This is a genomic window from Knoellia koreensis (assembly GCF_013041615.1).
Lineage (GTDB): Bacteria > Actinomycetota > Actinomycetes > Actinomycetales > Dermatophilaceae > Pedococcus > Pedococcus koreensis.
On record NZ_JABEPQ010000001.1, the window covers coordinates 563264 to 587453 of the forward strand.

A 24190-nucleotide genomic window follows, 5' to 3' on the forward strand; every position below is an offset into this window, starting at 1 on the left:
TCACAGAACCCGCGACGAGAGGGAGGCAGTGACATGCCGAGCCAGGAACAGAGCCGGCCGCAGCGGCGCGACGACGCGCCCGACGAGGCCCCCGAGCCCACTCCCGCCTCGCCGGAGGCCAGCGCCCGCAAGGAGAACCTCGACTCCGACATCGACAGCGTCCTCGACGAGATCGACGGGGTGCTGGAGTCCAACGCCGAGGAGTTCGTGCGCGGATTCGTCCAGAAGGGTGGCCAGTGACCACTGGGCCCCACGCGGGGAAGCTCCCCGCGGCATACCTCTCGCCCGGCTCATCGTCGTTCACCGAGTTCGTCGGTGACCACGCGCCCGAGCTGTTGCCCTCGCGCCGCGCGCTGCCCCCTGGCAGCACCCTCGAGGCCCCGCACGGCACCACGATCGTCACGGTGACCAGCGACGGCGGCGTCGTCATGGCCGGCGACCGGCGCGCCACGATGGGCAACATCATCGCCAACCGCGACATGGAGAAGGTCTTCGCGGCCGACGAGTACTCCGCCGTCGGGATCGCCGGCACCGCCGGCATCGCGATCGAGCTGGTCAAGCTGTTCCAGGTCGAGCTCGAGCACTACGAGAAGATCGAGGGCACGCTGCTTTCGTTGGAGGGCAAGGCAAACCGGCTCGCTGCGATGATCCGCGGCAACCTCGGCATGGCGATGCAGGGGCTGTCGGTGGTGCCGATGTTCGCCGGCTACGACCTCGAGCGGAACACCGGACGCATCTTCTCCTACGACGTGACCGGCGGCTGCTACGAGGAGCACGACCACCACAGCGTCGGCTCGGGTTCGCTCTTCGCGCGCGGCTCACTCAAGAAGCTGTGGCGCCCGGGGCTGTCGGGCGACGACGCCGTCCGGGTCGCCATCGAGGCGCTCTACGACGCCGCCGACGACGACTCGGCGACCGGCGGCCCCGACCTCGGTCGGCGCATCTGGCCGACCGTCGCGGTGATCGACGCCGAGGGCGTGCGTTTCGTCACCGAGGACGCGCTCACCGCGGTGGTCGAGTCCGTCATCGCCGACCGTCAGGGCAACCCGGGAGGTGCGCGATGAGCAGCATGCCGTTCTACGTCTCACCCGAGCAGCTCATGAAGGACCGGGCCGACTACGCACGCAAGGGAATTGCGCGCGGTCGCTCGGTCGTCGTCCTCGGCTATGACAAGGGCATCGCGTTCGTCGCCGAGAACCCCTCGCGGGCCTTGCACAAGATCTCCGAGATCTACGACCGCATCGCGTTCGCGGCGGTGGGGAAGTACAACGAGTTCGAGAACCTGCGCGTGGCGGGTGTTCGGTATGCCGACCTGCGGGGCTACTCCTACGACCGCACCGACGTGACGGCGCGCGGCCTGGCCAACGCCTACGCGCAGACGCTCGGCACCGTGTTCACCCAGGAGTCCAAGCCGTACGAGGTCGAGATCGTCGTGGCCGAGGTGGGCGCCACCGCCGAGGAGGACCAGATCTACCGGCTGACCTACGACGGGTCGGTAGCCGACGAGTACGGCTTCGTCGCGATGGGCGGCGCGGCCGACCAGATCGAGACCGGCCTCAAGGACCGCTGGCGCCCCGGCCTCAGCCTCGGCGACGCCCTCGGCCTGGCCGTCGCCGAGCTCGGTAAGGACCCCTCCGGTGGCCCCGACCGCACCCTCACCCCGGCCCAGCTGGAGGTGGCAGTGCTCGACCGCGAGCGGCCGCGGCGTTGCTTCCGGCGGCTCGGCGGTGGGTTGCTCGAGGCCTTGCTCAGCAGCGACGACCCCACGCGCGACGTGCCGACCGAGGACGACCCCACACCTGGTCGCCACGACACGCTCACTGGCGACGGAGCGGTGGTCCGGGACATGTCGAGCAACCCGCAGACCCAGCTCGACGACGCCCGCGAGGACGACGTCCAGCCGGAGTGACCGGTCGCGTCGAGGACTAGGGCTGCGGCTCGCGTTCCGGGGTGCGGCCGGCCTGGCTCGACTCCGGCACCGCCCGGCGCTGCTTGTCGGTCCTGCCGAGGCTCTCGCGCACCCAGCGCAAGATCCCCGGCCCGGCGACCGCGCCACCGACCCCTCCGGCCATTCCGCCGACGATCAGGCCGTTGACCTTCTCGTAGCACGCCTCGCAGACGGGCTGCCCCAGCGGTGAGTAGTACGTCCCGCGACGCATGCTCCTGCCACAGCTGGTGCAGCTCGCCCGGCTCCGGGTCCTCGTGCTCATGCGGTGCTCCCTCCCTGGCGGGCGACCTCGGTGCCCGGTGGGTGGATCGTACGCCTCCGGGTGGCTCCTGAGGCCCTAGTCGACCGGCAGCTCCCGCTCGAGCCACGCCACCGTCGCGGCCCACGCCTCCTGCGATGCACCCTCGTGGTGGAACGCGGGTGCCGGGTTGTCGAACGCGTGCCCGGCGCCGGCATACGTGAGGAACGTGGCGTCCCCACCGCCAGAGGTGACGGCCGCCTCGATCTCGCGGACGGTGTCCTCGGGGATGAAGGTGTCCTCCAGCCCGAAGTGGTGCAGGCTCGGGCAGGTCACGCGTGGTGCCAGGGAGAGCAGGCCCGGCAGCGCGGACCCGTAGTAGCTGACGAGGGCGTCCGGGCCCGGGTCGGCGACTGCAGCGACGTTGAAGGCGAGGCCGCCGCCGAAGCAGAAGCCGAGCAACCCGGTCGGTCCCTCGGCCTCGCCGAGTGCCCGCGTTGCGGCCAGTGCCGCGGCACCGTCGGCGACGCCAGCCTCCCAGTCGAAACGCTGGAGCAGCCCCATCGCGGTCTCCAGCTGGTCGTCGGGGACGACCGGGTCGTCCAGGCGCCAGTACAGGTGCGGCACGACGACGACATAGCCTTGCCCCGCAAGGTCTTTCGCCCGCTGTGTGATGTAGTCGGAGACTCCGAAGATCTCCTGGAACAGCACGATGCCCGGGCCGCGACCGGCCTCGGGCAGGTGGACGTCGGCGGGCATGGTGCCACCCTCGACGGGGATGTTCAGCTGCGTGGGTTCGCTCATGGGCCAACCGTATGCCGCGTCCGCGCCGGAGGGGTGGTGGCGCGGACGCGGCATACGCCCCGGTCGAGGAGGAGACGGCCGGGGACGGCACCCGTCAGGGCGTCGGGGCTGCTGCGTAACGCAGGTAGGGCTTGACCTCTTCGACGTCCTTGAACTTCGCCTGCGCGTCGGCCGTCGTGACCGTGGGGGCGACGATGATGCGCTCGCCCTGCTTCCAGTCGGCGGGCGTGGAGAACGGGCCCGCGTCGTTGACCTGGAGCGCGTCGAGGGCGCGCAGGATCTCGTCGAAGTTGCGCCCCGCGCTCTTGGGGTAGGTCAGCGACAGGCGCACCTTGCCCGCCGGGTCGATGAGGAACACCGAACGGACGGGGGAGGTGTCGCCGGCGCCGGGGTGGATCATGTCGTAGAGCTCGGCCACCTGGCGGTCGGAGTCGGCGACGATGGGGTAGTCGACGCTGGCGCCGGCGACCTCCTCGATGTCGGACTTCCAGGCGTTGTGGTCCTCGAGGGCGTCGACCGACACGGCCAGGACCTTGGTGTTGCGGGCGGCCCACTCGTCCTTGAGCTGGGCGACGCGGCCGAGCTCGGTGGTGCAGACGGGCGTGAAGTCGGCCGGGTGGCTGAAGAGCACGGCCCAGCCGTCGCCCTTCCAGTCGTGGAAGCTCAGCTCACCCTCGGTGGTCTGGGCGGTGAAGTCGGGTGCGTCGTCGCCGAGTCGCAGCGTGGCCATGGGGTCCTCCCAGAGGTAACTCAATGTTTGTCATGACCAAACATGCCGTTACCTGACCGTACTGTGGATACCCCGTCCGGATGATGGACGCCACTGACCGGCAGCACGTCGAGACAAGAGGGTCGGTCAGGCGTGGCTGGGCGCCTTGCGGCCCTTGGGTGCGTCGGCCGTGGTCTCAGGCTCCGCTGCTGTCGCCGGTGTCTGCTCCGCACCGGGTTCGTAGCCGGAGTTGTCGGTCTCGCCCGTGGTGTCCTGGGTCTCGACGGCGGCCGGCTGCGCGGACTTGTCGTCGGCACCGAGGCCGTCGACCATCGATGCGCCGCCGAGGGTGGCGAGCATCTGCCGGACGTTGCTGAGCTGGGCGGTGATGCTGTCGCGGCGGGCCGTGGCAGCAGCCAGTTCGCGCTCGGAGTCGCGGCGGATCCGCTCGGCCTGCTCGCGGGCGGCGGCCACGAGCTGCTCGGCCTCCGACCGTGCCTCGGCGAGCACCCGCTGGGCCTCGGTGGAGGCGTCGCTGTGCGCCCGCTCGCTCTCGGCGCTGAGCGCGGCGGCCCGCTCCTGGGCCTGGGTGAGGGCCTGCTCGTGCTGGGCCATCTGGGCCGAGAACTCCGCGGCAGCCTTGTCGCGGCGCTGCCCCAGCGTGGACTCGAAGTCCGCCGCCGCAGCCGCGGCCCGGGCCCGCTGGTGCTCGTAGAACGCCTCGGCCTCCTCGCGCCGGGCCGATGCCTCCCGGTCGGCGTCGTCGAGGATCGAGTCGGCCTGCTGTTTGGCCTTCTCGACCACCTGCGCGGCCTCGGCGTCGGCACGACCACGCACGTCCACGGCATACGCGTCCGCGTCCTTGCGCGCCTGGTCGGCCTCGAGCTGGGAGGTGCCCACCAGCGTGTCCGCATCCACCCGCGCCTTGTCCCGGATGTCGGTCGCCTCCTGGTCGGCCAGGGCGAGGATCGAGCCGATCCGGTCACCGAGGTCGGCGAACGTCGGCGCCGCAGCCTTGCGCTGCTCGTCCTGCAGCGCCTCGAACTGGCGGGTCACGCCGGCGTGCTGCTCCTGCGCACGGGTGAGCGCGGCCCGCAGCTCGCTCACCTCGACGGTGCGCTCGGCGGCCTCGCTGCGGGCCTGGGCCAGCGCGTTCGAGGTCTCCGCCTGCCACTGGTCGACCTGGGCCGGGTCGTAGCCGCGCAGGACGCTGCGGAAGGAGGTGCTGTCACTCATGGTCGGTCCGTTCGCTCTCAGTGGGGGTTGGGGCTGGGGCGGTGGCCTTCTCGGGCACGGCGAGGGCGTCGATGACGCCGGTCAGGTGACCGAGCTGCTTGGTGATGTCCTCGCGCCGGGACGCGAGGGAGGCCACCTCGGCGCGGGCGCGGTCGAGCATGGCACGCGCCTCGGCGCGCACGCGGTCGGCCTCCTCGCGCGCCTGGGTGGCCGAGGAGACGAGCTGCTCACGGGCGGCCCGGTGGGACTCGTGCGTCTCGCGTTGCAGCCGTTCGATCTCCGACGCCGTGCGCTCCCGCACGAGGCGCGCGGCCTTCTCGGCCTCCTCGACCCGTCGGGTGGCGCGTTCGCGGGCGAGGCGCTCGGTGTCGTCGGCGTCGCGGCGGGTCCGGTCGGCCGCCTCCTGCGCGGCGGCGATGGTGCGCTCAGCCTGGGCCTGGGCAGCCGTGAGGACGGCTTCCGCCTGCGCGCGCACCCGCTCGGACTCGGCTCGCGCTGCCTCGCGCTCACCGCGGGCCCGGTGGGCGGCGCGGGCGAGTGCGGTCTGGATCAGCTGGCGCCGCGAACGCATCCGCGCGCCCAGCTCCTGGTGGGTCTCGCGGCGCAGGCGGGCCACCTCGGCCTCACCCTCGTCGAGCACCCGGCGGACCGTGTCCTGGCCCCACTTCAGGTGGTCCTCGGCCTGGGTCATGATCTCGGTGGCCTCGGCGTGCGCGCGGTCGAGCCGCTCCTGGGCGTCGGTGCGCGCCTGCTCGACCAGCTGCTCGGCCTCGGCCCGACGCTCGGCGAGGTGCTGCTCGGCAGCCGACCGCGTCTGCTCGGCCTCCTTCGTCGCGGCCGACCTGGCCTCCTGCGCCTGGTGCTCCGCCTCGGCCAGCAGCGCCGCGTGGGCGGCCTTCTGCTCCTCGTCGCGCTGCGCGAAGTGGGTGTCCATCTTCGCCACGCCGGCCGCGAAGTCCGCGTCGCGCTCACGTTCGTGGGCGGCATACCGGCTCATGGCCTGGTCGTAGTCGCTCTGGGCGCTCGCCCGCAGCTGCTCGGCCTCGGTCGTCGCGAGGGCGACGAGCCGTTGCGCCTCGAGGCGCGCGGAGGAGACCGCCTCCTCGCTCGTGCGCGTGGCCGACTGGGTGAGCAGCGAGGCCTGCTCGGTGGCGTCGGCGACGAGCGACTCGGCCTCGCCCTGGGCGTCGGTGAGGGTGCGACCGACGAGCTCGCGTTCACGAACGGCGTCGGCGTGCTGGCGCTGGGCGTCCTCGAGGAGCGCGCGGGCCTCGGCGCGCATCCGCTCCGCGTCGGCACGCGCCGCCGCGAGCGTCTCGTCGGTCTCGGCGCGCATCGCGTCCGCGTACGCCTGGGCGCGTTCGAGGATCGACTGGGTATGCCGGGTCAGGTCGCCGATGGGGGTGGTCGGCTGGCCTGCGGTCCGGTTCGCCGTGTCCGCGGGGGCGTCGGGCATGGGGCCAGTGTCGCGCATGGGACAGCGCGATTGCAGCGGGGTTCGGGAGTTCAGACCATCCCTTTACCCGACGAACGGGCTGACCTGCGGTGTTTACAGTGGTGCCATGGAGCGTCGGATCTTCGGGATCGAGAACGAGTACGGCATCACGTGCACCTTCCAGGGTCAGCGCCGGCTCACGCCCGACGAGGTCGCGCGCTACCTGTTCCGCAAGGTCGTGTCCTGGGGCCGGTCCTCGAACGTGTTCCTGTCCAACGGGTCCCGGCTCTACCTCGACGTCGGGTCGCACCCGGAGTACGCCACCCCCGAGTGCGACCACGTGCGCCAGCTCGTCATCCACGACAAGGCGGGGGAGCGGATCGTCGAAGGCCTGGTCGCCGACGCGCAGGAGAGGCTGGCCGAGGAGGGCATCGAGGGCGAGATCTACGTCTTCAAGAACAACACCGACTCGGCCGGCAACTCCTACGGGTGCCACGAGAACTACCTCGTCGGGCGCGCGGGGGAGTTCCAGGCGCTGTCGGACGTGCTGATCCCCTTCCTGGTGAGTCGCCAAATCACTTGTGGCGCAGGGAAGGTCGTGACGACCAGCAAGGGCGCAACGTTCTGCGTCAGTCAGCGCGCCGACCACATCTGGGAGGGCGTCTCGTCCGCGACGACCCGCAGCCGACCGATCATCAACACCCGCGACGAGCCGCACGCGGACGCCGAGCGCTACCGCCGGTTGCACGTCATCGTCGGCGACTCGAACATGAGCGAGACGACGACCATGCTCAAGGTCGGGTCGGCCGACCTGGTGCTGCGGATGATCGAGGCCGGGGTCGTCGTCCGCGACCTCACCCTGGAGAACCCCATCCGCGCCATCCGTGAGATGAGCCACGACATGACCGGACGCAAGACGGTACGGCTGTCGAACGGGCGCGAGCTGTCGGCGCTGCAGATCCAGACCGAGTACCTCGAGCGCGCCACGGCGTTCGCCGACCGGGAGGGGCTGACCGACCCGATCCACAAGCAGGTGCTCGACCTGTGGGAGCGCACCCTGCGGGCGGTCGAGACCGACAACCTGTCCCTGGTCGACACCGAGATCGACTGGGTCATCAAGCACAAGCTGATCACCGGCTACATGGCCAAGCACGACCTGCCGATGGAGCACCCGCGCATCGCCCAGCTCGACTTGGCCTACCACGACGTCAACCGCGAACGTGGCCTGTTCTACCTGCTGCAGAAGCATGGTCGCGCCGCCCGCGTGTGCACCGACCCCGAGGTGTTCGAGGCCAAGACGGTGCCGCCGCAGACGACCCGCGCCAAGCTGCGCGGCGACTTCATCAAGGCGGCGCAGGAGCACCGCCGCGACTTCACCGTCGACTGGGTACACCTGAAGCTCAACGACCAGGCGCAGCGCACCGTTCTGTGCAAGGACCCGTTCGCGTCCGAGGACGTCCGCGTCGAGCGGCTCATCGAGGGGATGCGGGGCTAGCGTTTTCGGTGGTCACAGGTCTGGCGGTTATGGTGACGAGCGACTGGTTCCTACCGAAAGACCCCAAACTCGTGCACTCTCGACGCATCAGCGCCCTCGGCGCCGCGCTGCTGGCCGGCGCCCTCACCCTCACCGCCTGTGGTTCGCAGGACAAGCCCAAGAGCGGCGCCCTCGACAAGGTCACCGTGACCGGCGGCAGCGACACCCAGGCCCCCACCGTCAAGGTCGAGCCCAAGCCGCTCACCGTCACGGACACCACCACCAAGGTCCTCAAGGCCGGCGACGGTGCAACCGTCAAGGGCGATGAGATCGTCAGCGTGAAGTACGTGCTGCTCAACGCCAAGGACTCCTCGGTGCTGGACACGAACTTCGGCAAGCAGAACCTCGGCCTGAACCTCGGCTCGCAGCAGCTGCTGCCCGGCTTCAAGAAGGGCCTGACGAACCAGAAGGTCGGCTCGCGCGTCCTCGTGGCCATGCCGCCGAAGGACGCCTTCGGCAGCCAGGGCAACACCGACCTCAAGGTCGGCGCCAACGACAGCGTGCTGTTCCTCATGGACGTCGTGTCCGCGACCAAGGCGCTGCCGTCGGCCCAGGGCAAGGAGGTCGCGCCCAAGAAGGACCTGCCCACGGTCAAGGTCGAGGACGGCAAGGCCGCCACGATCACGATCCCCAAGGGCGTCAAGCCGCCGACCAAGACGGTCAGCCAGCCGCTCATCCAGGGCACCGGCCCCAAGGTGCAGGCGGGCCAGACGGTCCGGGTCACCTACACCGGCGCGGTCTACGGCACCGGCAAGGTCTTCGACTACTCGGCCAAGTCGCCGGAGAAGTACTTCGAGACCGTCATCGGCAAGCAGCAGGTCATCAAGGGCTGGGACTCCTCGATCGTCGGCGCCAACGTCGGCAGCCGGCTGCTCCTGATCGTTCCGCCGGCCGATGGCTACGGCGCCGCCGGCCAGCCGCAGGCCGGCATCAAGGGCACCGACACGCTCGTGTTCGTCGTCGACATCCTCGCGGCATACTGACCCGTCACTGAGTCCGGACCGCACCGAAACTCGAGATAGGAGAACGACATGCCGTTCGACCCCAACACCACCAAGCCCGAGGTCGACTTCCCCGGCGACGAGGCCCCGACCGAGCTCGTCATCGAGGACATCACCGAGGGTGACGGCCAGGAGGCCAAGGCTGGTGACACCATCTCGGCGCACTACGTCGGCGTGGCGCACTCGACCGGCGAGGAGTTCGACGCCTCGTGGAACCGCGGCGGCCCGCTGGACTTCCGGCTCGGTGTCGGCCAGGTCATCAAGGGCTGGGACGACGGCATCGTCGGCATGAAGGTCGGCGGCCGCCGCAAGCTCGTCATCCCGCCGCAGCTCGGGTACGGCGACCGCGGCGCGGGCGCTGCGATCAAGCCGGGCGAGACGCTGATCTTCGTCGTCGACCTCGTCGACGTGCGCTGACGCACTTCACTGGCGAAAGCTGGCTTCACTCGGGATCTTTCCCGAGCGAAGCCAGCTTTTGCGCGTCACGCGGAAAAGCTGAGGCGGGGTCAGGGGAGGAGCGTGGCGGCCCAGCGGCCGGCGGCTGCGCTGTGCAGGAAGGCCGCGTGGTCCTCGTCGAGGCCGCGGCCCATCGTGGACAGCCGGACCGGTGAGCTGCGCAGGGCGTCGTCGAGACCATCGGGGCCCACCTCGCGCACGGTGAGGTCGCCCGTGGCCGCCATCGCCAGCTCGCGCGCCTGGGAGAGCACGAGCGCGCCGAACTCGTCATCCGTGACCGCGACCGGCAGGTCTGCGGGCACCAGTGCAATGCGTCCGTATGCCGTGGTGCTGTGGTGTGAGATGCCGCGGTGCCGTCCGCGGGGGTCGGCGTCGGACACCCGCAGCGCGGCCACGCCACGGCCACGGAGCGTGTGGGCGGCGTTGAGCGCCTCACCGGCCGCGACCCCGGTGTAGCCCCAGCGGGTGCCGGTGCCGACGTTGCCCGGGCCCTGGATGACGACGGCGACGTCGGCGCCGAGCACGTGCCGCGCCGCGAGCAGTCCGCTGTGCAGCGTCACCGCCTCGTGGTCGCCACCGTAGGCCTGTCCGACGGTGACGGTGCCGGCGAGCCAGCCGGCCTCCTTGAGCGCAGCGACGTTGCGGGAGAACGCGATCGGCAGGGCGCCGCCGTCGGTCATGAGGTAGACGACCTTGGCATCGGGCCGCTCGGCACGGATCCCCGCCAGCACCGCGGGCAGCGCCGAGTGCAGGTCCGCGACGACGACCGGCATGCCCTGGAGGTCGCCGTCGCTCGCGAGCTGCCCGGTCATCACGGCGTGGTGCGGGCTGTCCTGCTCGTCGACGGCCATGAACATCTGCTGCTGCGGGGTGTAGCGCGCCTTGACGATGTGCCCCTCACTGCCGGGCGGGTCGGGCGGCAGCCGGTCCGGCGCGGCCACGACGAACGCCAGCCCGCCGGTGCCGAGACCGCGCAGCAGCGCCGAGGCGTTGAGCAGCACCCGGTCGCCGACCTCCGGCTCACCGACCAGCGCCGTGTAGGCCAATGCCCGGACGGTGACGTCGTCCTCGCCGACCAGCCGGACGGCATACTCGACCGCCCCCGGCCACCGGCCCCGCACGTCCTCGACCACGCCCTCGCGCCACTGCATCACGACACGCAGGGTAGCCACCGGTCCGGGCCACGCGCCGCACACCTGTTCGGGTAGCGTCGGGGCCGTGAGCTCACCCACCGGACCGGCCGCCAAGACCGAGCGACTGCTCAACCTCGTCCTGGCGCTGCTCTACACCCGCCGGCCCCTGCCGAAGTCGAAGATCCGCGACATCGTGCCGCAGTACGGCGACGCCGCGAGCGACGAGGCGTTTGACCGGATGTTCGAGCGCGACAAGGACGAGCTGCGCGAGCTCGGCATCCCGCTCGTCACCGCCGACATCGGCAGCGTCTGGGACGACGAGGTGGGTTACCGCATCGACCAGCGCGAGTACGCCCTGCCCGACATCGAGTTCGAGCCCGACGAGCTGGCCGTGCTCGGTCTCGCGAGCCGCACGTGGGCGCACGCGTCGCTCGCCGGACCAGCCGCGGACGCACTGCGCAAGCTCAAGGCGAGCGGCATCGAGCGCGACGGTGACTCGCTCGTCGGCATCGAGCCGCGTCTCGGTACCAGTGAGCCGGCGTTCGAGGCCGCCAAGAACGCCGTCGTCGGCCAGCGCACCATCACCTTCGACTACCGCCGCAGCGGCGCCGACCAGGTCGCGACGCGACGCGTGCAGCCGTGGGGCCTCGCGTCGTGGCACGGCCGGTGGTACCTCACCGGGTACGACCTCGACCGTGACGCCCCGCGCGTGTTCCGGCTGTCGCGGATCGTGGGGCCGGTCGCCGAGGTCAAGAGGGCGCAGGAGTATGCCGTGCCGGCCGACCACCGGGCGCGCGAGATGATCCGCACCCAGGTGGGGGAGGAGAAGCCGCGGTCGGCGACGGTGCGCGTGCGCGAGGGCAGGGGCAACTCGCTGCGGCGCCGGGCGACGTCGACCACAGACGGGGGAGAGTGGAGCGTGCTCAAGGTGCCGTATGCCGATGACGACGCCCTCGCGGACGAGGTGAGCGGGTTCGGCGCGGACGTCGTCGTCGAGAGCCCGCCGGAGGTGCGTGACCTCGTCATCCGCCGCCTCCAGGGCGCCGTCAAGGCCCACGGGGGCGCGGCATGAGCCCGGCGAAGCAACGAGCCAAGGGCGCCCACGAGACCGCGACCGACCGGCTCGCCCGGCTGCTGACGATGGTGCCGTGGCTCGTCGCCAGGCAGGGCATCGACCTGGAGCAGGCTGCCGGCGAGCTCGGGATCAGCACCGAGCAGCTCGAGGCCGACCTGCGGCTGCTCTACCTGTGCGGCTACGGCCAGATGCCGGACGAGCTCATCGACGCCCAGTGGGAGGGCGGACGGGTCTTCGTCACCAACGCCGAGACCATCGCCCGGCCGCTGCGGCTCGGACGCGACGAGGCACTCACCCTCATGGTCGGGCTGCGCGCCCTGGCTGCCGTGCCGGGCCTGGGGGAGCGCGACGCGATCGAGCGCGCCATGGCCAAGCTCGAGGAGGCCACGGGTGCCTCGGCGGAGGCGGCGTCGCGGGTCGAGGTCGCCATCGACGAAGGGGTGGAGGCCGGGATGCTCGCCGACGCCCGCCGGGCCGTCGAGCAACACCGCCGCGTCCACCTGACCTACCTCGTGCCCAGCCGCGACGAGTCGACCGAGCGCGACGTCGACCCCATGCGCGTGGTCAACCTCGACTCGCGCTGGTACCTCGAGGGCTGGTGCCACCGCGCCCAGGACACCCGGACCTTCCGGATGGACCGGATCACCGCCCTGGAGGTGCTGGACGTCGACGGCACCCCGCCGGCGGACGCGCAGCTGCGTGACCTGGACGCCGGTGCCTTCACGCCCCGCGCCGACGACCCGCTGGTCACCCTGCACCTGGAGCCGTGGGCGGCGTGGGTGAGTGACTACTACCCCGTGGAGTCGGTCGAGACCGCCGACGACGGATCGCAAACCGTCACCCTGCGGACGCCGGACACCCAGTGGCTGCGGCGCCTGCTGTGGCGCCTCGGCGGTGGCGGCTACGTCGTGGCCCCGACGGAGGTGGCCACGGAGGTGGCCGACGGCGCCCGGGCCGCCCTCGCGGCATACGGGGTGGACCCCGGCGCACCGACGGCCGGGTAGGGTCGGCGCCATGTGGTGGTGGGTGCTGATCTGGGCGCTGCTCGTGTTGCTCGCGGTGGGCTACCTGGCCAGCCGCGCGTGGGGCGTCTGGGGCCAGGTCAAGGAGCTCAACGCGGAGGTGCGCCGCGCCTCGGCGACGGTCGCCGCGCTCGAGACCCAGGTCGAGCGGCTCCAGCAGCCCGCGCCCGTCCCGGACATCCTCGGCGACCCCCGCCAGCTGCGCCGGGAACGTGACCTGACCCGCGCCGCGTTGAGGCAGCAGCGGCGCGCGCGGCAGGTCGGACGTCGACCCGCGTGGGCGCGGCACCTAGACTCCTAGAGTCCACACCAGTCGGAAAGGCAGTCCCATGCTTCGCAACATCGGTGCGCCGGAGATCATCATCATCGCGGTGCTCCTCATCCTGATCCTCGGCTGGAAGCGCCTGCCCGACGCGGCCCGCAGCCTCGGCCGCTCCATGCGCGTCTTCAAGTCCGAGGTCTCGGAGATGAAGAACGACGGCAAGGACGGCCCCGGCGGTTCGACCGTCCGGGGCGAGACCGTCCGCGACAACCCGCCCACCACGGGCACGACCGGGACGACGGGAACGACCGGCTCCACGGGTGCCCAGGGCACCTCGGCGGTGCGTGAGGACAACAGCCCGCGCACGGACAACAGCTCCGGCGCAGCCTGACCCCGGGCCTACCCAGCAGAACATCCCACGACGATGGCGTTCCGGCGTGCCCGCAACCCCGAGGGCCGCATGTCGCTCGGCGACCACCTGCGCGAGCTGCGCAGGCGCGTCCTCGTCGCTGCCGTGGCGCTCGTCCTCGGGTCGATCCTGGGGTGGTACCTCTTCCAACCGGTCTATGACCACCTGACCGAACCGCTCCTGTCGATCGCCCGTCAGCGTGGCGACGAGAAGTCGATCGCGCTCAACTACGCCGGGCTGACCGCTGCCTTCTCCCAGCACCTGAGCCTCGCGATCTTCGTGGGCTGCATCGTCTCGAGCCCGGTGTGGCTGTACCAGATCTGGGCGTTCATCGTCCCGGGCCTGAAGAAGAAGGAGAAGCGGCTCTCGCTGGCCTTCATCGCCGCGACCGTGCCGTTGTTCCTGGCCGGCTGCTACTTCGCGTACCTCACACTGCCCAAGACGGTGGGCATCCTGATCAGCTTCACGCCGCAGGGCGCCGTGAACTACCCCGAAGCCTCGATGTACTTCAGCTTCGTCACCCGGTTCATCGTCGTGTTCGGGCTGTCGTTCGTCATCCCGGTCTTCCTGGTGGCGCTCAACGTGATCCACGTTCTACCGGCGGCGGTGATGCGTCGCACGTGGCGCCCAGCCGTCCTCATCATCTTCATCTTCGCGGCCATCGCGACCCCCACGCCGGACCCGTTCACGATGTTCCTGCTCGCGATCCCGCTGTGCCTGCTCTACGCCGGCGCGCTCGTCGTGGCGACACTCATCGACCGTCGCCGCGACAAGGACCGCCCGACCTGGGCCGACCAGGAGCTCTCCGACGACGAGGCCTCCACGCTCTGAGCGGTCTCAGCCGATAGCCTCCGCGCGTGGCCAAACGTGTCGGTGTCGTCGTGAACCCGACGTCGGGCAAGAACCGCGGGATGTCGCTCGGGCTCGAGGTGATGCACCGGCTGCGCGCCGCCGGTCACGAGGTGCTCGACCTCAGCGAGGAGTCGTATGCCGCGGCGCGCGACCGCGCGCTCGGCGCCATCGCGCAGGGCCTGGACGTTCTCGCCGTCGTCGGCGGGGACGGCATGGTGCACCTGGGCGTCAACCTCGTCGCCGACACCAAGGTCCCACTCGCGGTCATCGGCGCCGGTACGGGCAACGACGTCGCCCGTGGTCTCGGGCTGCCCGTGCACGACCCCATCCGCGCGACCGACCTGGTGACGACCGGTGCGCCGCGCACCATCGACGCCGTGCGGCATACCGACGCCCATGGGGAGACCCACTGGTATGCCGGCGTCCTCGGCGCCGGCTTCGACTCGCTCGTCAACGAACGCGCCAACACCTGGCCGTGGCCCAAGGGCCAGTCGCGCTACAACCTCGCGATCCTGCGTGAACTCCCATTGTTCAAGCCGATTCCGTATGCCGTGACCGTCGACGGGGTGCGCCACGAGACGCGCGCGATGCTCGTCGTCGTGGCGAACGGTTCGTCGTATGGAGGCGGCATGCGGGTCGCGCCGGACGCCTCGTTCGACGACGGGCTCGCGGACGTGGTGGTCGTCCACGAGATCAGCATTCCGGAGTTCCTCAAGGTCTTCCCGCGGGTCTTCAAGGGCACCCACACCAGCCACCCAGCGGTCGAGGTGTTCCGGGGTCGTGAGGTGACGCTCGAGGCCGAGGGGATCGTCGCCTACGCCGACGGTGAACGGTTCGCGCCGTTGCCGCTGACCGTCGAGGTGGTGCCGGGCGCCGTCACCGTGCTGGCTCCGGTTGTTAGCGTGGAGCAGTGAGCAGGCTCGCCGAGTTCGAGGCAACGGTCGACTTCCCGCTCGACCCCTTCCAGCGTGAGGCCTGCGAGGCGGTCGAGGCGGGTCGTGGCGTGCTCGTCGCGGCACCCACCGGTGCGGGCAAGACCATCGTGGGGGAGTTCGCGGTCTTCCTCGCCCTCGCGACCGGGCGCAAGGCGTTCTACACCACGCCCATCAAGGCCCTGTCGAACCAGAAGTACAACGACCTCGTCAAGCGCCACGGCGCCGACAACGTCGGCCTCCTCACCGGCGACTCCTCGATCAACGGGGAGGCACCGATCGTCGTCATGACGACCGAGGTCCTGCGCAACATGATGTACGCCGGGTCCTCCACCCTGCACGGGCTCGGCTTCGTGGTCATGGACGAGGTGCACTACCTCGCCGACCGCTTCCGCGGCGCCGTGTGGGAAGAGGTCATCATCCACCTGCCCCAGGACGTGCAGGTTGTCTCGCTGTCGGCCACCGTCAGCAACGCCGAGGAGTTCGGCGCGTGGCTGTCCGAAGTGCGTGGGGGAGTCGACGTCATCGTCTCCGAGCACCGCCCGGTGCCGCTGTGGCAGCACGTCATGGTGGGCCAGGGCATGTACGACCTCTTCGTCGACGAGCTCGCCGCACCGGTGACCGGCGACGAGGCGACCCGGGTGAATCCCGAGCTGCTGCAAGCGATCCGGAACACCGAGCAACGCCGCAGCTGGGACAGCCCACGCGGCGGTCACGGTCGTGGACGTGGCGCCCGGGGACGCGACGACCGTCACGGTCGTGGTGGCGGGCGGCGCGCACCCCAAGGCGGTGGCGGCGGGCGCGGCGGCCCTCCCAGCGGAGGCCTCCCCGGTGGCGGTGCCACCCGCGCCGAGGTCGCGCGCCGCCTCGAGCGTGACGGCCTCCTGCCCGCGATCACCTTCATCTTCAGCCGGGTCGGCTGCGAGGCGGCGGTCCAGCAGCTGCTGCGCGACGGCATACGACTCATCCCCGAGAAGGAAGGCGACCGCATCCGCCGCTACGTCGAGGAGCGGGTCGCCGGGTTGGCCGACGAGGACCTCGGGGTGCTCGGCTACTGGGACTTCGTCGACGGGCTGACGCGCGGGTTCGCCGCGCACCACGCCGGCATGTTGCCGACCTTCCGCGAGATCGTCGAGGAGCTGTTCACCGCCGGACGGATCCGCATGGTGTTCGCCACGGAGACCCTCGCTCTCGGCATCAACATGCCGGCGCGCACCGTCGTCATCGAGAAGCTCGTCAAGTTCAACGGCGAGACGCACGCCGACATCACGCCGGCCGAGTACACCCAGCTCACCGGTCGCGCCGGCCGCCGCGGCATCGACGTCGAGGGCCACGCGCTCGTGCAGTGGAACCGCAATCTCGACCCGAACGCCGTCGCCGGGCTCGCCTCCACCCGCACCTATCCGCTGCGCTCGTCGTTCCGGCCCACCTACAACATGGCGGTCAACCTCGTCGCCCAGGTCGGCCGCGAGACGGCGCGCGAGATCCTCGAGACGTCGTTCGCGCAGTTCCAGGCCGACCGGTCGGTGGTCGGCATCGCGCGGGCCGTGCGGCGCAACGAGAAGGCGCTCGAGGGGTATGCCGAGGCGATGGCGTGCGACCGTGGCGACTTCGCGGAGTATGCCGCCATGCGCCGCGAGATCGCCCGTCTCGAGAAGGAAGGGGCGAAGGCACGGTCGGCGAGCCGGCGCGCCGCGGCCGCGGTCTCGTTGGAGGCGTTGAAGATCGGCGACGTCATCAAGATCCCCGCCGGCCGACGAGCCGGGTATGCCGTGGTCGTCGCCCCGGCCAAGAGCTACCGCGGTGAGATGCCGTCGCCGTCGGTCGTGACCGAGGACAAGCACCTCGTGAAGCTCACCCTGACCGACGTGCCCGAACCCGTGTCGCCCATCACCACGGTCAAGGTGCCGCCGCACTTCAACGCCAAGAGCCCGAAGGCCCGGCGCGACCTCGCGACCTCGTTACGCATCGCGGTGCCGCACGACCCGCCGCCCGGACGCGGTGGCGAGCAGGCGGCATACCCGGTCACCGGCAACGACGACAAGATCGCCGACCTGCGACGCCGGCTCAAGGCGCACCCCTGCCACCAGTGCCCGGACCGGGAGGACCACGCACGCTGGGCCGAGCGGTGGTGGAGGCTCAAGCGGGAAACCGTTGGGCTGCAACGAAAGGTGGAAGGTCGCACCAACTCGGTGGCGCAGCAGTTCGACCGGATCTGCCAGCTCCTGGCGGAAATGGGCTACCTGTCCGAGGATGGCACGGAGGTGACCGAGCAGGGGGAGCACCTGCGCCGGCTCTACACCGAGAAGGACCTGCTCGCCGCCGAGTCGCTGCGGCGTGAGGTGTGGAAACGCCTGGACCCGGCCGGGCTCGCCGCAGTCCTGTCGACGCTCGTGCACGAGCCGCGCCGCGACGAGACCGAGGTCAACCCGCGCATGCCGAACGACGAGGTGGCCGAGGCGGTGCACGCCATGACCGAGATCTGGTCTGGCATCGAGGACCGCGAGGCCGACCTCGGCCTGCCGCTGACCGGTGACCCCGACGGCGGCATGGCGTGGATGATGCACCGCTGGGCGAGCGGGCGACGGCTCGAGGAGGTGCTGCGCGGGTCGGACATGGCTGCCGGCGACTTCGTGCGCCGATGCAAGCAGGTCGTCGACCTGCTCGGCCAGATCGGTGACGCCGCACCGACGCCCGAGCTGCGGGCCACGGCCCGCAAGGCGGTCGACGCCGTGATGCGCGGCGTGGTGGCCGCCGACCGCCTGGACTGATATCGCTTGCCGCAAAACCCTCGTTGCGCGGAGAACGTTGCCCTATTGAGCCAACGAAAGGCGGGCAACGCGGGGTTTGCGCGGGTCAGTCGATGCGCAGGGCGGACAGGACGCGGTTGAAGGCGTTGGTGACGCCGTACTGGCTGGCGATCCGGCTCATCAGGGCCGGGTCGGCGACCTCGCGGGGGAGCGCGGTGTCGACGTCCGGGACAGGTGCGTCTCGGGCGACGCGCACCACGGTGGGTGCCACGTCGAGGTATGCCGCGGCCGCCTCGAGGTTGGTGCGCCGCGCTCCCTTGATGGCGGGGTCGCCGTCGTCGATGGCCTTGCGCAGCGCGGCCAGCGAGCCGTAGTCCGCGATGAGCGCCGCAGCCGTCTTGTCACCGATGCCCTTGACCCCCGGCAGCCCGTCGCTGGTGTCGCCGCGCAGCACGGACATGTCGAGGTACGCCTCCCCGGACGACACGGCATACCGCTCCTGCAGGTAGGCCTGCGTCGCCAGGTCGGGGTCACGCACCCCGCCGCGGCCGGTGTAGAGCACCCGCACGCCAGCGGCGTCGTCGACGAGCTGGAGGAGGTCACGGTCACCCGTGACGACGTCGACGGCCATCCGGCCGCGAGCCCGCGTGGCAAGGGTCCCGATGACGTCGTCTGCTTCGAAGCCGTCAGCGCCCAGACGCGCAATTCCCAATGCTGCCAACGCATCTGCGATGACCGGCACCTGTGGGGCGAGGTCGTCGGGCACCTCCTCGGCGGCCGTGTCGTCGGACGCCGGGTGCGCCTGGTCGGGCGCGTCACCGGCTGCGGGCTCGGGGGCGGCCTCGGCCGCGCCGGCGACCCGGTGCGCCTTGTAGGACGGCAGCAGGTCGACCCGCCACTGCGGTCGCCAGTCGTTGTCCCAGCAGGCGACGAGGTGCGTCGGGCCGAACTGGGTCACGAGCGAGGCGATCATGTCCAGGAAACCGCGCAGGGCGTTGGTCGGCGGCTCGGAGGGGTCCGAACGCTGGTCCGGCACACCGAAGAACGCACGGAAGTACAGCGAGGCCGAGTCGAGCAGCATCAGTCGGTCGGGACCACCCGGGGACGTCATGGCGGACACTCTGCCACGCCCGCCGTCTAGGGTGGACGCGTGGAAGACCTCGACCGGCGGATCGTCGACCTGCTCCGTGCCGACGGGCGGATGAGCTACACCGACCTCGGCAAGGCCATGGGCCTGTCGACCTCGGCCGTCCACCAGCGGGTGCGCCGGCTCGAGGAACGTGGCGTCATCAAGGGGTATGCCGCGGTCGTGGACCCGGCGGCCCTCGACCTGGCGCTCACGGCATTCGTCTCGATCACCCCGCTCGACCCGGCTGCGCCGGACGACATCCCCGAGCGGCTGCGCGACCTCACCGAGATCGAGGCCTGCCACTCGGTGGCCGGCGACGAGAACTACATCCTCAAGACGCGCGTCAAGACGCCCGGAGACCTCGAGGACCTGCTAGCCCGCATCCGCGCCACCGCCAACGTCTCCACGCGCACGACGATCGTCCTGTCCACGCCCTGGGAGTGACCCAGCGGCTCAGAGCACGCCGGAGTCCTCGAGGCGCTTGAGAGTGAGCAGCACGAGCGACGACGTCCACAGCAGTGGCGCCGGTCCGGCGGGCTCTCCCGTGCGAGTCACCTTCTCGGGCAGTGACCCGTATGCCGTGCGGTGGGCATCGAGCCAGTCGAGCCAGTCGAGTGCCCGCTGGGTGTGCCCCGATGCGGCGGCCGTGTAGGCGACGAGCGCGGTCTCGGGTGTCCACGAGTTGTCGGGGTCGTCCCACTCGACTCCGGGTGCCAGGCCCCCGGCGGGCATCAGGGCGTCGCGCTGGTACCTCATCCAGGCCTGTTCCACCTCACCTGCCGGTGCCGGGTCGTCTGGACCCACGAACGGCGGCATCAGCGCGGCGATGGCTGCGTCGAGCCCGCCGACGACGCCGTAGCGCTCATACGCGGGCCCGTAGTCGAGCGCCACGTTCTCCGCGAACACAGCCGACGCTGCCTGCGCTGCACGCGCGCAGTCTGACGTACCCGTGACAGCGCAGTCTCGGGCGGTAGCACGCAGGCCGGCGAGAAGCGGAGCGGAGATGCCCAGGGTGGTGCCCTGCACCTCGGTCTCCCAGTAGTCCGGTGTCGCGCGCGGCAGTCGCGTGCCGCCATCGGTGAGGTCGAGCACGAGGTTCACACATCGGTTGCGCAGCGTGGTACCGGCGCGGGGCACGGCGGCGGCATCCGCCTCCCGGGCCTGCTCGACGGCCCAGAGCACCCAGCCACAGCCGTCCGCCTGCGGCGGGCGTCCGTCCGAGACCGGCGACCCGTCGGGGTTGTACCGCGCCGCGAAACCAACTGCTCCGGAGAACGGCACTCGGTCGAGGAAGGAGAAGATGCGGCGAGCCTCGGGCGCGTGTCCAGTCCCGGCCATCGCCAGCGCCGCAAACGACGCGTCTCTCGGCCAGGTGTACCGCCACGGCCCACCGGGACCGGCGGCGATCGACCCGTTCTCCTGCACGTAGGAGCGCAGGTCAAGGAGGGCAGCGGTCGCCATCGGCTCGAACCGAGTGCCCACCGCCGGCACCGCTCCCACGGCGAGCCACGTCCGGTCGCCGTCGGCCAGCCTCGGGTCACCCGATCCCGTGGGCGCGAACGCCCGGTAGGGGACCGGGCGGATCAGGCCGGGCTCGGAGCGCATGGCAGACCCCAGGGTAGGTGCGAGGGTGACCCCGGTGAGGACTGGGTCATCGAGATATCTCGGACAAAAGTCCCTTCGTGACCCTCAGGAGGTCGGCGGGCGCCAGCGAGATGTCCAGCCCGCGACGCCCGCCGGAGACGTAGACCCGCTGGAAGCCCTGGGCAGTGGCGTCGAGCACCGTTGGCAGGGCACGCTTCTGCCCGATGGGGGAGATGCCGCCGACGACGTAGCCCGTCGATCGCTCGGCCGCGGCGGGGTCGGCCATGGCGGCCTTCTTCCAGCCCAGGGCCGCCGCCACGGCCTTGAGGTCCAGCTGCCGGTCGACCGGCACGATCCCAACCGCCAAGCCGGTGCCCGAGTCGACCAGCAACGTCTTGAAGACCTGTGCTGGCGCGACCCCGAGCGCCTCGGCCGCCTCCAGCCCGTAGGACGCCGCGGCCGGGTCGTGGTCGTACGGGTGCACCCCGAACTCGACCCCCGCCCGCGTCAGCGCCGTGGTCGCCGGGGTGCCGGCACTCTGGTCACGCTTCTTGGCCACGACGCGAGTATGCCGCGGGCGCCCGCAGGTGCCCGCGGCATACCTCCGCGTCTGTCCGGTGGGGGACGTCAGACGAGCGACGCCTCGCGCGACGCGGCCGCAGCCTCGACCGCGGCGGCGTGTGTCGCCTCGTGGTCGCCCTGCTCGCGCCACCACTGCTGGCCGGCCTCGGGGAGGGTGTAGATCGGGTCGTAGTAGACGTAGTCACGCGACAGGGCCTCGGTGTCCGCACCCTCGATCGACGTGCGGTAGTTCTTGCGCCAGAACGACATTCCGCGCTCGGTGTCGTAGCTGTCGACCTGGTGGACCCACCGCTTGCCGACGAACGGCACGTCGCAGACGATGCGCGGCGTGGCGAAGCCCGGCAGGTAGCCCATCATCGAGTGCTGGAGGTGCTGGGCCTCGGCCAGCGAGAGCCGCCAGTGCTCGGAGAACGGGATCATGTCGCACATGTAGAAGTAGTAGGGCGTGATCATCGCGTCGTCCTGGAGCGCGAAGCACAGGTCGAGCAGCTGCTCGGTCGAGTCGTTGACGCCACGCATGAGGACGCCCTGGTTGCGGACGTCGCGGACGCCGGCCTCGAGCATCGCCTTGGCGGCGTCGGCCACGAGCGGCGTCACGGACTGGGCGTTGTTGACGTGGGTGTGGATGGCCAGGGACACCCCGCGCTGGCGCGCCTTGGCGGCGACCCGGCCGACACCCTCGACGACGTCCGGCTGCAGCCAGTGCTGCGGCAGACCCATGAGCGCCTTGGTGGCGAGCCGGATGTCGCGGATGTTGTCGATCTCGAGCAGCTTGTCGAGGAAGCCCTCGAGGTTCTTCCACGGCATGTTCGCGACGTCACCACCGGAGACGACGACGTCGCGCACCTGCGGCGTCTGCTGCAGGTAGGCGAGCATCGCGGCGTACCGGTCGACCGGCTTGCCCACGAGCTTGAGCTTGTCGACCTGCGGCGTGGAGTTGCCGACGAGGTCCATGCGGGTGCAGTGGCCGCAGTACTGGGGACAGGTCGGCAGGAGCTCGGCGAGGACCTTGGTGGGGTAGCGGTGGGTGAGCCCCTCGGTCGCCCACATGTCGTGCTCGTGCAGGCTGTCGCGGGTCGCGTGCGGGTGGCTCGGCCAGTCGGTGCGGCGGTCGGAGAAGACCGGCAGCATGTAGCGCCGGATCGGGTCGGCGTAGAAGGCGCGGGTGAAGTCGGCGCCGGCCGCCGGCATGGGCTCGTCGGTCGACGGCACCATGGTGTTCATCATCTGCGGCGGGACGAGCATCGACATCGTGGCGCGCTCGGCCTGGTCGCGCTCGAGGTCGGCGTAGAACGACTCGGTGAGCAGGTCGCCCATGAGCTCGCGCAGCTGCTTGAGGTTCTTGACGCAGTGCGCGCGCTGCCACTGGGCGCTGGCCCAGTCCTGCGCGGTCACGTCGCGCCAGCCCGGAAAGCGGGTCCAGTCGGGCTCCACCAGCTCGCGGTGGCGGTAGACGTACGGCTGCTCGATCGTCGTGCTCATACGTGGCAGGATACGGGAGAAGTTGCGTTCACGACGACATCTCGCCGCATATCTTGCGCTGGGTGTCGCCATCGATGGGAGATTCTGTGCCTGACACCCCCTCCTCGCCGGTCGGTCTGCACCGCGTCCTCGAGCCCGCCGGGGCGAGCCTGCCCCAGGCCGCGCAGCGCCTCGACGCCCGTCCCGAGCTGTGGCCCGACGAGGTGCGCATCGCCATCGAGACGCTCAACCTCGACGCCGCCTCCTACCGCCAGCTGCACGACAAGCACGCGGGCGACGGCCTGGCCATCCGCGCCGAGGTCCTCGACATCGTCGCCACCCGCGGCAAGATGCAGAACCCCGTCACCGGCTCGGGCGGCATGCTCATCGGCACGGTCGAGGAGGTCGGCCCCGAGTCGACGCTCGGCCTCGCACCCGGCGACCGCGTCGCCACCCTCGTCTCGCTGTCGCTCACCCCGCTCGTGGTCACCGACGGCCTGGAGCGCTGGGACGGCACCGAGGAGCGCATCCCGGCGGCGGGCCACGCCATCCTGTTCGGTCGCTCGATCGCGGCGAAGCTTCCAGACGACCTCTCACCCGAACTGGCGCTCATGGTGATGGACGTCTGCGGTGCCCCCGCGCTCGTCTCACGCGTGGTCGGCGAGTATGCCGCGCGCGGACAGGCGCCGACCGTCGCCGTCCTCGGTGGGGCCGGGAAGTCCGGCTCGCTCTCGCTCGCCGCGGCCGCCGCCTCGGGTGCCGGGAAGCGGATCGCGGTCGTGCCGGTCGAGCGTGAGGCCGCGCTGCTCGAGGGCACGGGCTTGGCCGACGAGGTCGTCATCGCTGACGCGCGCAGCCCGCTCGGGTTGTCGGAAGCCGTTGCGGCGGCAGGCGGTCCGGCCGACATCACCGTCGTCTGCGTCGACGTGCCGGGGTGTGAGCAGCCGGCGATCCTGTCGACCGCGCAGGGCGGCACGATCATCTTCTTCTCGATGGCCACGAACTTCGCCGCGGCAGCGCTCGGGGCCGAGGGGGTCGCGGCCGACGTGCGCATGCTGGTGGGCAACGGCTACGTGCCCGGCCACGCGGCATACGCCCTCGACCTCATCCGCGGCAACGCCGCGGTGCGCGCCCTCTTCGAGTCCCGGCTCAACTGAATTTTGGGCCAAAGTTCGTCTGTGTCGGGAAGGTTCCAAGCACGAGCGAACTTTGGGCCAAAGTTCGCGGGGCACTAGCCCGCCACCGGGCGGGCGGACAGGACCGGCAGCTCGACGAAGTCGGTGACACCGGCCCGCGGCAGGATCACCTTGGCGAAGGCCGGCATCCGCGCCATGCCCTGCTCCGGGGTGACCGTCCGTGGTGCCCCGAGGGTGAGGATCTCGCGGCCCATCCGCATCCGGCAGCCCCCGGCCGCGACGACGTTGCGGTACCAGTCGACCTTGGGGCCATAGGTCAGGGCCAGGGTGACGGTGTCGCCGGAGCGAAACGCGTTGAGCGGGATGCGGTAGACCTTGCCGGACTTGCGGCCGACGTGCTCGAGCTCCACGAACGGGCCGTGGCCGGCGAGGTGGATGAGCACCTTGTTGCCGACCGCCTTGTTGAACCGGGTCACCGCTTGGGGGATGGGCACCTCTCGAC

Annotated in this window: 26 protein-coding genes; 15 read left to right on the forward strand and 11 right to left on the reverse strand. The window is 71.0% G+C overall.

Features of this window, described 5'->3' with window-relative positions:
• Positions 1–33: 33 nt before the first annotated feature.
• From HJG52_RS02810 to prcA, 3 genes are read left to right on the forward strand one after another with little or no spacing between them, the layout of a single operon-like run.
• Entirely contained in the window at positions 34–240 is a 207-nt protein-coding gene (locus HJG52_RS02810) for a ubiquitin-like protein Pup (protein WP_091760181.1), read from the forward strand.
• Positions 237–1064 carry a proteasome subunit beta gene (gene prcB / locus HJG52_RS02815; RefSeq protein ID WP_171242028.1) on the forward strand — a complete coding sequence of 276 codons (828 nt, stop codon included), beginning with the start codon at positions 237–239 and terminating at the stop codon, positions 1062–1064. The genes HJG52_RS02810 and prcB overlap by 4 nt, the downstream gene beginning before the upstream one ends.
• Positions 1061–1909 (forward strand): proteasome subunit alpha, encoded by an 849-nt coding sequence (gene prcA, locus HJG52_RS02820; RefSeq protein WP_171242029.1) that lies wholly within the window; start codon positions 1061–1063, stop codon positions 1907–1909. The genes prcB and prcA overlap by 4 nt, the downstream gene beginning before the upstream one ends.
• A 16-nt stretch (positions 1910–1925) precedes the next feature.
• Here prcA and HJG52_RS02825 read toward each other — a convergent pair whose 3' ends face one another.
• The 5 genes from HJG52_RS02825 to HJG52_RS02845 form a co-directional block, all read right to left on the reverse strand.
• The gene (locus HJG52_RS02825) at positions 1926–2210 is read right to left on the reverse strand and encodes an LIM domain-containing protein (RefSeq protein ID WP_171242030.1); all 285 of its coding nucleotides are present in this window, start codon (positions 2208–2210) and stop codon (positions 1926–1928) included.
• Between the two features lie 75 nt (positions 2211–2285).
• Positions 2286–2990 (reverse strand): dienelactone hydrolase family protein, encoded by a 705-nt coding sequence (locus HJG52_RS02830; RefSeq protein ID WP_171242031.1) that lies wholly within the window; start codon positions 2988–2990, stop codon positions 2286–2288.
• Positions 2991–3084: 94 nt separating this feature from the next.
• Positions 3085–3720, reverse strand: a complete 636-nt coding sequence (locus tag HJG52_RS02835; protein ID WP_171242032.1) for a peroxiredoxin — start codon at positions 3718–3720, stop codon at positions 3085–3087.
• 126 nt (positions 3721–3846) lie between these two features.
• A complete protein-coding gene (locus HJG52_RS02840; protein ID WP_171242033.1) occupies positions 3847–4935 on the reverse strand; it encodes a coiled-coil domain-containing protein in 1089 nt (362 codons plus the stop codon).
• Positions 4928–6391, reverse strand: a complete 1464-nt coding sequence (locus HJG52_RS02845) for a hypothetical protein (RefSeq protein ID WP_171242034.1) — start codon at positions 6389–6391, stop codon at positions 4928–4930. Before HJG52_RS02845 ends, HJG52_RS02840 begins: the two co-directional genes overlap by 8 nt.
• 106 nt (positions 6392–6497) lie before the next feature.
• Here HJG52_RS02845 and pafA point away from each other — a divergent pair, with 106 nt between their 5' ends.
• From pafA to HJG52_RS02860, 3 genes are all read left to right on the forward strand, one after another.
• On the forward strand, positions 6498–7865 hold the full coding sequence (gene pafA / locus HJG52_RS02850) for a Pup--protein ligase (RefSeq protein WP_171242035.1): 1368 nt from the start codon (positions 6498–6500) through the stop codon (positions 7863–7865).
• Positions 7866–7936: 71 nt separating this feature from the next.
• The gene (locus HJG52_RS02855) at positions 7937–8887 is read left to right on the forward strand and encodes an FKBP-type peptidyl-prolyl cis-trans isomerase (protein ID WP_171242036.1); all 951 of its coding nucleotides are present in this window, start codon (positions 7937–7939) and stop codon (positions 8885–8887) included.
• Positions 8888–8935: 48 nt separating this feature from the next.
• Positions 8936–9322, forward strand: coding sequence for an FKBP-type peptidyl-prolyl cis-trans isomerase (locus tag HJG52_RS02860; RefSeq protein ID WP_171242037.1), 387 nt, complete (start codon positions 8936–8938; stop codon positions 9320–9322).
• 89 nt (positions 9323–9411) lie between these two features.
• Here the strand turns inward: HJG52_RS02860 and HJG52_RS02865 are convergent, their stop codons facing one another.
• Positions 9412–10515: a DUF3866 family protein gene (locus HJG52_RS02865; RefSeq protein ID WP_346767531.1), complete on the reverse strand. Its 1104-nt coding sequence runs from the start codon at positions 10513–10515 to the stop codon at positions 9412–9414.
• Positions 10516–10579: 64 nt separating this feature from the next.
• Between HJG52_RS02865 and HJG52_RS02870 the strand changes: the two genes are divergently transcribed.
• The 7 genes from HJG52_RS02870 to HJG52_RS02900 are packed head-to-tail and all read left to right on the forward strand — an operon-like array spanning position 10580 to position 17817.
• Entirely contained in the window at positions 10580–11566 is a 987-nt protein-coding gene (locus tag HJG52_RS02870; protein WP_171242038.1) for a WYL domain-containing protein, read from the forward strand.
• Positions 11563–12573, forward strand: a complete 1011-nt coding sequence (locus HJG52_RS02875) for a helix-turn-helix transcriptional regulator (RefSeq protein WP_171242039.1) — start codon at positions 11563–11565, stop codon at positions 12571–12573. Before HJG52_RS02870 ends, HJG52_RS02875 begins: the two co-directional genes overlap by 4 nt.
• A 10-nt stretch (positions 12574–12583) precedes the next feature.
• Complete coding sequence (locus tag HJG52_RS02880) at positions 12584–12892, forward strand: hypothetical protein (RefSeq protein ID WP_171242040.1); 309 nt, start codon at positions 12584–12586, stop codon at positions 12890–12892.
• Between the two features lie 28 nt (positions 12893–12920).
• Positions 12921–13244, forward strand: coding sequence for a Sec-independent protein translocase subunit TatA (gene tatA, locus HJG52_RS02885; protein ID WP_171242041.1), 324 nt, complete (start codon positions 12921–12923; stop codon positions 13242–13244).
• A 33-nt stretch (positions 13245–13277) separates the two neighbouring features.
• On the forward strand, positions 13278–14093 hold the full coding sequence (tatC, locus tag HJG52_RS02890) for a twin-arginine translocase subunit TatC (protein WP_240977158.1): 816 nt from the start codon (positions 13278–13280) through the stop codon (positions 14091–14093).
• A gap of 26 nt (positions 14094–14119) precedes the next feature.
• Positions 14120–15028, forward strand: a complete 909-nt coding sequence (locus tag HJG52_RS02895; RefSeq protein WP_171242042.1) for a YegS/Rv2252/BmrU family lipid kinase — start codon at positions 14120–14122, stop codon at positions 15026–15028.
• Positions 15025–17817: a DEAD/DEAH box helicase gene (locus HJG52_RS02900; protein ID WP_171242043.1), complete on the forward strand. Its 2793-nt coding sequence runs from the start codon at positions 15025–15027 to the stop codon at positions 17815–17817. Before HJG52_RS02895 ends, HJG52_RS02900 begins: the two co-directional genes overlap by 4 nt.
• 85 nt (positions 17818–17902) lie before the next feature.
• Here HJG52_RS02900 and HJG52_RS02905 read toward each other — a convergent pair whose 3' ends face one another.
• Positions 17903–18907 carry a 5'-3' exonuclease gene (locus tag HJG52_RS02905; RefSeq protein WP_171242044.1) on the reverse strand — a complete coding sequence of 335 codons (1005 nt, stop codon included), beginning with the start codon at positions 18905–18907 and terminating at the stop codon, positions 17903–17905.
• Between the two features lie 39 nt (positions 18908–18946).
• Here HJG52_RS02905 and HJG52_RS02910 point away from each other — a divergent pair, with 39 nt between their 5' ends.
• The gene (locus HJG52_RS02910) at positions 18947–19369 is read left to right on the forward strand and encodes an AsnC family transcriptional regulator (RefSeq protein ID WP_171242045.1); all 423 of its coding nucleotides are present in this window, start codon (positions 18947–18949) and stop codon (positions 19367–19369) included.
• 9 nt (positions 19370–19378) lie between these two features.
• Here HJG52_RS02910 and HJG52_RS02915 read toward each other — a convergent pair whose 3' ends face one another.
• The 3 genes from HJG52_RS02915 to HJG52_RS02925 all read right to left on the reverse strand — a co-directional run bounded on the left by HJG52_RS02915 (position 19379) and on the right by HJG52_RS02925 (position 22573).
• The gene (locus HJG52_RS02915; protein ID WP_171242046.1) at positions 19379–20530 is read right to left on the reverse strand and encodes a glycoside hydrolase family 15 protein; all 1152 of its coding nucleotides are present in this window, start codon (positions 20528–20530) and stop codon (positions 19379–19381) included.
• Between the two features lie 46 nt (positions 20531–20576).
• Complete coding sequence (ybaK, locus tag HJG52_RS02920; RefSeq protein ID WP_171242047.1) at positions 20577–21068, reverse strand: Cys-tRNA(Pro) deacylase; 492 nt, start codon at positions 21066–21068, stop codon at positions 20577–20579.
• Between the two features lie 68 nt (positions 21069–21136).
• Positions 21137–22573 (reverse strand): KamA family radical SAM protein, encoded by a 1437-nt coding sequence (locus tag HJG52_RS02925; RefSeq protein WP_171242048.1) that lies wholly within the window; start codon positions 22571–22573, stop codon positions 21137–21139.
• A gap of 86 nt (positions 22574–22659) precedes the next feature.
• Here HJG52_RS02925 and kdd point away from each other — a divergent pair, with 86 nt between their 5' ends.
• Positions 22660–23709 carry an L-erythro-3,5-diaminohexanoate dehydrogenase gene (gene kdd, locus HJG52_RS02930; protein ID WP_346767532.1) on the forward strand — a complete coding sequence of 350 codons (1050 nt, stop codon included), beginning with the start codon at positions 22660–22662 and terminating at the stop codon, positions 23707–23709.
• A gap of 74 nt (positions 23710–23783) precedes the next feature.
• Here the strand turns inward: kdd and HJG52_RS02935 are convergent, their stop codons facing one another.
• On the reverse strand, positions 23784–24182 hold the full coding sequence (locus HJG52_RS02935) for a nitroreductase family deazaflavin-dependent oxidoreductase (RefSeq protein WP_171242049.1): 399 nt from the start codon (positions 24180–24182) through the stop codon (positions 23784–23786).
• Positions 24183–24190: the final 8 nt, after the last annotated feature.